Annotated in this window: 11 protein-coding genes; all 11 read right to left on the bottom strand. The window is 40.9% G+C overall.

Features of this window, described 5'->3' with window-relative positions:
• Positions 1–161, bottom strand: a 161-nt coding sequence (locus tag FHL05_RS04565) for a recombinase family protein (protein WP_148466480.1), incomplete at its 3' end; no start/stop codon positions are given.
• A 293-nt stretch (positions 162–454) separates the two neighbouring features.
• Complete coding sequence (locus FHL05_RS04560; protein WP_153522159.1) at positions 455–1,579, bottom strand: ArdC-like ssDNA-binding domain-containing protein; 1,125 nt, start codon at positions 1,577–1,579, stop codon at positions 455–457.
• A gap of 2 nt (positions 1,580–1,581) precedes the next feature.
• Positions 1,582–1,797: a hypothetical protein gene (locus FHL05_RS04555; RefSeq protein ID WP_003713050.1), complete on the bottom strand. Its 216-nt coding sequence runs from the start codon at positions 1,795–1,797 to the stop codon at positions 1,582–1,584.
• Between the two features lie 120 nt (positions 1,798–1,917).
• The gene (locus tag FHL05_RS04550) at positions 1,918–4,053 is read right to left on the bottom strand and encodes a type IA DNA topoisomerase (protein ID WP_153522158.1); all 2,136 of its coding nucleotides are present in this window, start codon (positions 4,051–4,053) and stop codon (positions 1,918–1,920) included.
• Between the two features lie 6 nt (positions 4,054–4,059).
• Entirely contained in the window at positions 4,060–4,470 is a 411-nt protein-coding gene (locus tag FHL05_RS04545; protein WP_141306401.1) for a hypothetical protein, read from the bottom strand.
• Between the two features lie 14 nt (positions 4,471–4,484).
• A complete protein-coding gene (locus FHL05_RS04540) occupies positions 4,485–5,342 on the bottom strand; it encodes a conjugal transfer protein TrbL family protein (protein WP_153522157.1) in 858 nt (285 codons plus the stop codon).
• Positions 5,343–5,347: 5 nt separating this feature from the next.
• Complete coding sequence (locus FHL05_RS04535) at positions 5,348–5,722, bottom strand: hypothetical protein (RefSeq protein ID WP_047674914.1); 375 nt, start codon at positions 5,720–5,722, stop codon at positions 5,348–5,350.
• A gap of 14 nt (positions 5,723–5,736) precedes the next feature.
• On the bottom strand, positions 5,737–7,248 hold the full coding sequence (locus FHL05_RS04530) for a VirD4-like conjugal transfer protein, CD1115 family (protein ID WP_057811349.1): 1,512 nt from the start codon (positions 7,246–7,248) through the stop codon (positions 5,737–5,739).
• A gap of 1 nt (position 7,249) precedes the next feature.
• Complete coding sequence (locus tag FHL05_RS04525) at positions 7,250–7,720, bottom strand: conjugal transfer protein (RefSeq protein WP_153522156.1); 471 nt, start codon at positions 7,718–7,720, stop codon at positions 7,250–7,252.
• Positions 7,721–8,089: a thioredoxin domain-containing protein gene (locus tag FHL05_RS04520; protein WP_162000208.1), complete on the bottom strand. Its 369-nt coding sequence runs from the start codon at positions 8,087–8,089 to the stop codon at positions 7,721–7,723.
• Positions 8,076–8,693, bottom strand: coding sequence for a hypothetical protein (locus tag FHL05_RS04515; protein WP_153522155.1), 618 nt, complete (start codon positions 8,691–8,693; stop codon positions 8,076–8,078). The genes FHL05_RS04520 and FHL05_RS04515 overlap by 14 nt, the downstream gene beginning before the upstream one ends.
• Between the last annotated feature and the right edge of the window lie 2 nt (positions 8,694–8,695).

Raw genomic sequence — 8,695 nt, 5'->3', positions numbered from 1 at the left:
CCCTCACGAATATAGGCCAGCATTTTTTGCAGTTCTGGCCGATTAGTGTTAGCCCCACTTAATTTATCCGTAAATAATTTATCAACGTCTTTTAAAGCCGCTAACTGTCGATCTAAATGTTGCTCCTTGGAACTCACACGCGCATAACCGATTTTAGCCATTTCCAGTTCTCCTTTTGGACAGTTCTAATGAACACTTGTAATTCCTAGTATAGCACAGAAATAAAAAAGGCCATTAGGGTATACCCTAGTGGCTAAAAGCAAATAAAAATTAGGTCAATGTCGACAAGCACCACAAATAAAAAAGCCGCCTTGCGTAACTTTGGTCGGTTACAGGGCGACAATGTAGTTTTGTAATCTAGGCCACCGCCTTTGAAGCGGCTTGCACGGGAAGTCCTGTTTTCGGCGGGACTTCCTTTTTCTGTTTATGTTATAGCATGACCTTTAAAAACTGGCTAACGCTTTAAGCTTTGATCCAGTTCGGATTTGGGTTGTTTGATCTCCGGATTCTGTTCAGCAAATGCTTGCAGCTGTTTTTGAGTTCGCTTACTGATTTTCTGGTGTACATCATTTAATTTATTTTTTAGTTCTGATTTTTGTTGTGGATTCGTTGCTTGCTGAACTTGTTGTTGCAAGCCTTGATAGGACTTATTAAGATCCTGGGCTGATAGCTTTTTTTGGTCATGGTCGGGCTCTTGTTGTACTTCTTGTAAGCCTAATTGTTTGGTTAACCCGTCACTAAGCTCAATCACTTTGTTGCTAACTTGCTGGATTTCGCTTAAAGCACTATGGATCACAGCTGTATCTTTAGCCCAGGTAGCCACATAACCGAGTGAATAGTTACTGGTATCAACGCCAATATTTTGCATGGCAACATATGCGACCGCTTCGGCCTGGGTTTCCTGATAGGCTCGTGGCCGATCTTTAAAGGCTGATTTTAAGCCGTGTAGCTGGCTATGCGCATATTCGTGATATAACGTCTTCAGTTTCAAGGCATTGTCGGGCTCATCGCTACCGATGACGATTTCATTAGTGCTGGGTCGAAAATAGCCTTTAGCGCCACCAAGTTCTGACAATCTCTTTTCACTGATTTTAATATCAGTATTGTTATTCAAATAATTTTTGAGTTCGTTGTATAGGTTAGTAACGTTTTTATGATCCGCTAAATTTTCTTTGACAAAATCTTTAGCACTTAGGACTGGTTCGCCGCTTGTCTGTGATATGTCAAATACTGGAATATAGCGATAACCAACTATGGCTTTTTCTTCGGTCGTATCAAGCCTTTTCTGATCCTCTGGAGTTAGTTTTTTAATAATAGGGGCCGCAATCCTGATCCCTTTTTCTCCTTTATTTACTGATCGTTTAAAATCATTCTGCCATTTTTTAAAGCCTGCAACTTGGCTGGCACTTGGATTTTGAGAATAGATAAGGTCAATATTACGTTGGCTATACCGGTGAAACTTTGCTACGGTATCAAGATAACTTTTAAATTTTTCACTATCAGTTAGTTTTAAAATTTCTTTTTCGGCATTTTCAACAAGCTGCCTTTTCCATTTTTCAGTTTCAACTTTACTTGGCATGATTAACCCTCCTCGGCGTCTACAAACTCTACAGAATTATCAATTTGGGGTAACTTGATAGATTGTGTGCCGTAAAGTGCTAAATATTCAGCATTCTTTTTTTGCCACGCAACTTGAATATATTTGCCATTACCCGCAACTTCTGATAGGTACTTATAACTGCTTTTATCCGTCAAAATAGGTAATTCGCTTGCTAATGCTTCCAGTTCATTTTTCATGATATATCCTCCTTCTTTTACAATTACACTCGTTGGTTAGGTTCACTTTTTGGCTTTTGAAAAGTAAACCTAAATGACGAGTTCACCAACCGGAACGTAGTGCAGGGCGGTAGGCAGGTTCTAATCAAAATCAAAACTTAATTTATGGTTGTCAAGCTTTAACTTGGCGTCAAACGACTTCCCCTTTTTGCTCTTGAAACCCTTTAATTTGCTGGTTTCACCCTTGGTAACTAACGCTTTAATTGCGGTTCTCCCGAGCGTCTTGCTACTCCATTTCTTAGGTAAGGTAAAATCTTCACCTTGCTTGGGCTTCACAATGTAAAACTTCTGTTTATTTAAAACGGTCGCTTGCGGTGTTTCTAAGAATACTTCGGCGGCCTTCTGCGCTTGCTGTTGGTGATTGATTTGTTGCTTAATGGCTGCACTGCCAGTCAATTGCGTGGGAACATCAGCGATCAATTTAGCCACAAACTTCTTAATTTGGCTCAAAAAGTTATCCGGGGTACGTTCTTCGGTACTGATTTGCTGTAACGCTTGCTCCCATTTAGCTGTCATTTCTGGACTAGTTAGCAAGGGTTCGAGTTCGACTGCTTTACATAAAGTGATTCCGGCTTCACTGACGTGCAACTTATTCTTTTCAGTAACTAAGTAGCCGCGTTTCTTTAACACTTCCAGCACATTGGCCCGGGTCGCACTTGTCCCAATGCCTTGCACATCTTTAAGAATCGCTTGGGCTTCTTCATCATCAAGCGTTTTGCCGGCGGTCTTCATGGCCGTAATCAGGGTACCTTCGGTAAAGGGTACCGGTGGTGTCGTTTCTTTTTGCGGTGTTTGCAGATTTGCTTGGACTTGATCACCTTGGTGAACGAGCGGTAAAGTTGCTACTTCTTGCTGCTCGGTTTTGGTTTCATCAAATAAAGCTTGCCAACCTTGCTTAGTTGGGACCTTACCGGTTGCTTTAAAATTGGCGTCACCAACTTGGGTAATAATGGTGGTTTCCTCGTACTCGTACGGATCAGCAAACATCGCTAACGTCGTTCTTAAAACCAAGTCATAGACTTGTTGCTGTAATTTAGGCAAGCTGGCTAGTTTCTCTTTCGTCGGCACAACTTTAGTCATGATAATGGCGTAGTGTTCTTCAACCTTTTTTCCATTAACATAGCGCTTATTTGGGGTGGTATTGGTTAAAGCGACTGGCTTAGAGACTAAACCCAGATACTTCGTCAGATTAGCCACTAAATAATCAAATTCTTCATCAGTGATGTAAGCACAATCAGTGCGGGGATAACTAAGGTACTTGGCTTCGTATAAGCTTTGAATAGCCGCTAAGGTTTGGCTGGCGCTGGCGTGATAACGTTTATTCATGGCACTTTGGAGATTAGATAGCGAGAATAGTTGGGGACTAGCACGCTTCTTGCCTTGCTTTTGGACGTTCTTGATTAAACCAGCCTGTGAGCTTTTCTGAACGTGTTTAGCTTGCATGAATGTTATTAGCCCTGCTTCGTCTTTAAATCGCTGATAGGGGTCTAATTTTGCGACGAATTTTTGCTGATTAGCTAAAATTTCCGCATTTAGCTCAAAATAAGGTTCCGGCTTAAAGTTTTTGATTGCCTGGTCCCTTTGATAGACCATATACAAGGTTGGCGTCTGCACGCGACCAATCGAGTACACCCCACGTACCCCGTTTTGTCTTAATAACAAAGTATATAAGGGACTACCATTCATTCCAATTAACCAATCGCTAATTTGACGGGTTTGGGCTTCTTTATACGCCAAATAGTCTTGGTGCCAATCACCAAGATTTTTGAATCCGGTAATAATGGCGTCTTTTTCCAAACTATTCAACCATAGCCGCTTAATGGTCTTCTTTTTAACGTCAATCTGGGCTTGGCTCATGATTGACCACGCAATATTAGAGCCTTCCCGACCACTATCGGTGGCAACAATAATGGTATCGGCCTTCGTTAACAGGTCTTTGACGACCTTGAATTGATCTTTTTTACTAGCTGACACCACAAACTTGTATTTATCGGGAAAAATCGGTAAATTAGATAAGGCCCATTGCTGATATTTCTGATCATATTTATCCGGTGTGGCTAGTTCAACTAAATGTCCGAGACCATACGTGACAAGCGTATTTTCGGGCAAAACAGGGTCGCTAACCGTATAGTAACCCTGTTTTTTTGTGCTCTTTTGGAAGGCTTGGACGTATGAACGGGCTTGACTGGGTTTTTCGGCTAAGATAACAGTGGTCATGTTCGTTCACTCCTTGTGATTAAGTTTTTGATCTAATTCTGTTTTACCTTGTTCAGCCGCTTTCAACCAAGTTTCACGGCGCAATTCTTGTTGTTGCTCTATCGATTGTTGCTTCAAATAATGTTGATACCGGTTGATGGCTTTGAGATCTGCATAGGCTGACCAACGGAATAATAAGCCACCCAGCAGTAAAACTAAGGCCATTAGCGCAGTTCCTAAAAAATCGGTATGGTTCGCCGTGAAAAGCTCTTGGTATAAATCCATTAATATGAGGTAGATTCCCATTAAATAGAAGATCATGCTAACTAAGTTATCAAAATAGTAAGACAACTTAGTCCGCCGTGAAGGTGTTGTAAAAGGATCGGTTCGCATATCTTTTTTGGCTTTTTCCAATAACCAGTGTGCGATTTTCTTCATAACTATTTTTCCTCCTAGTGGTTACGGAAATAATTTTGAAACATTCTCATGGCACCCATACCAGTACTTTTAGTCACACCGGTTGAAGCCCAAAAGTCTTTAACGGCGTCAGGTGTTTTGACCACCAGAAAACCGAATCCGATTGAAGCAATAAAAGCAATAAAACCGTATTTAGCCATATTAGTGAAACACCATACTGATAATGACATACAAAGCACCTGGCTAATAATGGAAGCATTGTAATAAATGTACTTCTTCCACCACGTACCACTATAATCAAAGCTTTCAGTCGCCATGCTCATTGCAGCTAAAGGAATCGTCAGGTTGTACCAAGCCATATCAGCCACAAACACACACATCTTGATAAAGAACACGACGGTTACGACAGTGAAGATTAGCAGAAACAAAATCTGTAAGGGTAGTGAAATGCCAACATCTTTTAGCCCAGGGACTTTATTCATGCCGGTAATTGATTTAGCAGTGAATTTCTGATCAGAACTAAACATATACTTTAGCAGGGGCAAGGTAATTGAACCTTGAATAAAGCCTTGTAAGAACACGAAAACCGGAATCACGGCCGCTGATTTAATCCCGTCCATGATGATATTAGCCCAAGTAACATCTGTACTTTCATCTGCCTCTTTTAGAATTGTCATCACAATGCGGCCAAGGACGACCACAACGACTAACGATGTCGCAAAGGACAGGAAGATGGCATACCACGTTTTAACAATTGGCAAGCTTTGATTGGCTTGGTCAATAATGGCCTTGCAGATGTTGAATAAGCCGTCCAACAAACCAGACAGTGCCCATTCAAAAAACTTAGCAATCGCTCCCTGAACCAGTCCTGAAATATCACCTAAAACAAACATATCTATCACTTCCTTTTTTGCAATTCAAAGCTTCCTAATCCGTCATCTGCTTTGGCAGTTTTATTTATTGCTTTAGCTTTATAACCATCGCTAATTTGAGTTAATTCAAATTTTTGATTCTTCTCATCATCAGTATTTACTTTTAAATATTCTTTACCAGAAGTATTACTGACTGAATAATTGGCATTTACATTCATCAAGGGGCTTTCAATAATCATTGTTTTTTTATTAAATTGGGTTTTGTAGCTTTGTCCTTTTTGGTTGAGATACCATTTATTACTTTGCAAATCCTGTGCTGTAGACTTCCCACAAGCGGTAAGACCAACAACAATCAGTAACACTGTCATCACAGCGATTATATATTTCCGATATTTTTTCATTAATATGTCCTCCATTATCCAAGCATCTTCTTATGTCTAGACTCTAATTCTTGATCGATATTGTCCTGCAATTTGTCTTCTTCGTCATCGGTTGTTTGATCGTCTTTTTTTGCTTGGTGTTGTGCTTTAACCGTCTGATTCCACTTATCTACCTTATTCTTAAAGTTGGTTTCTTGGCTGGCTTCTGGTTGGCCTTGATACTCATTCTGTGACAAGTTAACCAAATGATCAGCCCCTGGAAATAGTTTAAATTGGAACGCTTTTGTAGCTTTGACCGGCCGTGCATTACTAAAGATTAATAAGCTCTGGTCTTCGGGCATCCGCATAATTTCATCGGGCGTCATGAGCGAACGGCTCGTATAGCTGTAACTATCGCTCTTGCTGTGGCTTTCTTCCTTGCTATGACTGGTACTCTCACTACCGGTTTCAACTTTAACAGTTGATTTTCCTAGTAAATCACTGAAATATTTAGCAGTCACGTCATTAGCGGCATTCAAGCAAATTTTAACGGCATGATTACCTAAGATACTCTCGGCTTTATCCTTGCCATACAAGGCTTGTAGCTGGGTTAAGGTTTGACAAATGGTGGTGACACCAATGCCGTACCCTCGACACGTTGCTAAAAATTCTTCATACTTTGGGAATTTGCCTAAATTGACAAATTCATCAAGGATAAAGTCGACTTGGTGGGGCAATTTAGCGTGATGATCGGCGGCTAATTTGTATAATTCATCAAACAATTGTGAGAAAAACAGATTGATGAAGCTTTCATAGGTATTATCCATCACCGGAATAATCACATATAGCACAACTTTGGCTTTGCCAATCTCTTTTAAATCAAAATCCGAAAAGCTGGTAAAATCGGCCACTTCCTTGTCGACGAACTTCGAAATGGTCGCCAGCAAACTTTCAATAATACTAGCTTTCATTTCCCCTTTGGCTTTTTTGAAACCTAACTCATAAGCGCGTCTCGCTGGATCAGTCATAGTTAGATCAAGAAACAAGGTATCTAGCGGACTATCTGCGCCCTTTTCTTCGGCTTCAACGTCATTTTCTTGTAAGACCTGCGTTACGCCCGCCAAATTTCGTTGTTCTGGTGACCGGTGGTTCATGACAAACAGGATTAAAGCCTTCAAAAGCTGTCTTTGGGTACTGAACCACACGTCTTTTTTACCTTCGGCATTTTCACTTTGCACGATCTTTGTTGCCACGGTTTCGGCTTGAATATCCCGTTGAATATAATCAAAAGGATTGTAGCGATCACTATGCGCCATGTTGGCAAAGTTGACGACATGTACTTGATAACCCTGGGCTAGTTTGATACCGGCCGTCTTTTCGTATAATTCACCTTTCGGATCGGTCACGACAATGCTGTTCTCCGTTTCATTAAACAAGTTTGTAATGACGACTGACTGGGTCTTATACGATCCTGGGCCCCCAACCACAAAGATATTCCGGTTTGGTTTGGTGCTGTTATTCTGGTAAACAATCCGTTTATCCACGATCCCTAAAATTGTCCCATTCATGTTAATCTGCCCCCTTCGCTGACTTTTCTCGATCCACTAATGATTTGAGAATTTCTGACTTGGTACTCTTGTTAAATGCTGTGGTGAGGTCTTTGGCATTGATACTAAAGTAATGGTCACTTAATTCTTTTAGATCACCCCAGGTCGCACTCCCGTGGGTTTCAGTGTCCGCAGTCTCCCACGCTTTGTGCTTGCTATTGCGTTTCAAAGCAAAATAAATGGTGTACAGGACCACAGCGATACTGACGATAATTAATACCGGGTTCTTTTGACCCAAATACAAGTTGTAATAGTGCCAGGGGTGCAAGGCTAATTGTTTTAATACGGTTGGCATATGATCCGCAAAAGTTAGTTTATAGCGGGACAAGGCCATGACTGCTCCGGCTAAAATCTCCGCCAAATATAAGCCAATGATTAGCGTTAGTAGGTACGGCCAACTGGATTTAACGCTGTTTAATAATTTGTCTTTCATCTAATCACCTACTATCCGTTTAATTCTTTGTTGGTTGGTGCCGGTGTACCGTTGCTTACCATGGATCAAGGTTGGTACTGACGTTAATTGATATTTTTGAATATATTGCCGATTCTGCGGTTGATTCATGTTAATCAAGACGATGTTGTGACTGATGACATTATGCCAATAAATCTGATGGAAAACAGCTTGGCAATCCGGGCAATCATCACGGTAAAAGAACAGAACTTTATCAGAATGCTTAGCCAGCGTCACGATTGATCGCTGCTTTTCTACGTGATTGACATATTGATGACCAGCAAACCCGCTAACGGCTAAAACCACCACGATTACCGCTAGGGCTTTATCAACGCGTTTAATTAAGGTCACTGGCTTTAAAACTACTACCTAAATTTTGTACCGCGGTGATTCGATCCGTGGTGGTATCGAAAGTCACTTGATAAAGTACCGTCGCCTTTTGCCAGTCGTTGTCGCCACTCTTACTTTCGTAACTGACAACGGCCAAACCTTTCATATTTTGCCCCTGCTTACTTTGCGTATACAGGTTCAGTTGATTTAACTTAGCTGAAACACTATTGCTATCACCATACGTGCCCTTATTTGAAAAGTATTGCTGATATAGCTTGTCGGAAATCAAGTCTTTCACGCCATCTTTACGCTGTCCGTAGGTCTTGGGCTTAAAGTTGTTCATGACCTTAAAGAACTTGGTGACTACCGTATTAAAGCTAAGTTCAGCCTGACTTTTGTCTTTATTATTTTGGTAGGTCTTATAACTGTCAATTTGGGTGCTCAATAACTGCTTTTGTTGGTTGGCTTTAGTCAATTGCTGACTAACTTGTCGCTTCTGCTGTTGTAAGCGACTGATCTGTTGTTGCGCCTGCTTAACTTGGCTATGTTGATAGGCATTCGTTCCTAATGACATAATTAAGATCAAACTACCAAGTGCAATACTTAAAACCACGCTACGCTTCATTT

This window comes from Companilactobacillus halodurans (assembly GCF_009600995.1).
Lineage (GTDB): Bacteria > Bacillota > Bacilli > Lactobacillales > Lactobacillaceae > Companilactobacillus > Companilactobacillus halodurans.
The sequence above is the reverse complement of the archived record's forward strand: the minus strand, read 5'-3'. Positions and strand labels throughout refer to the sequence as shown.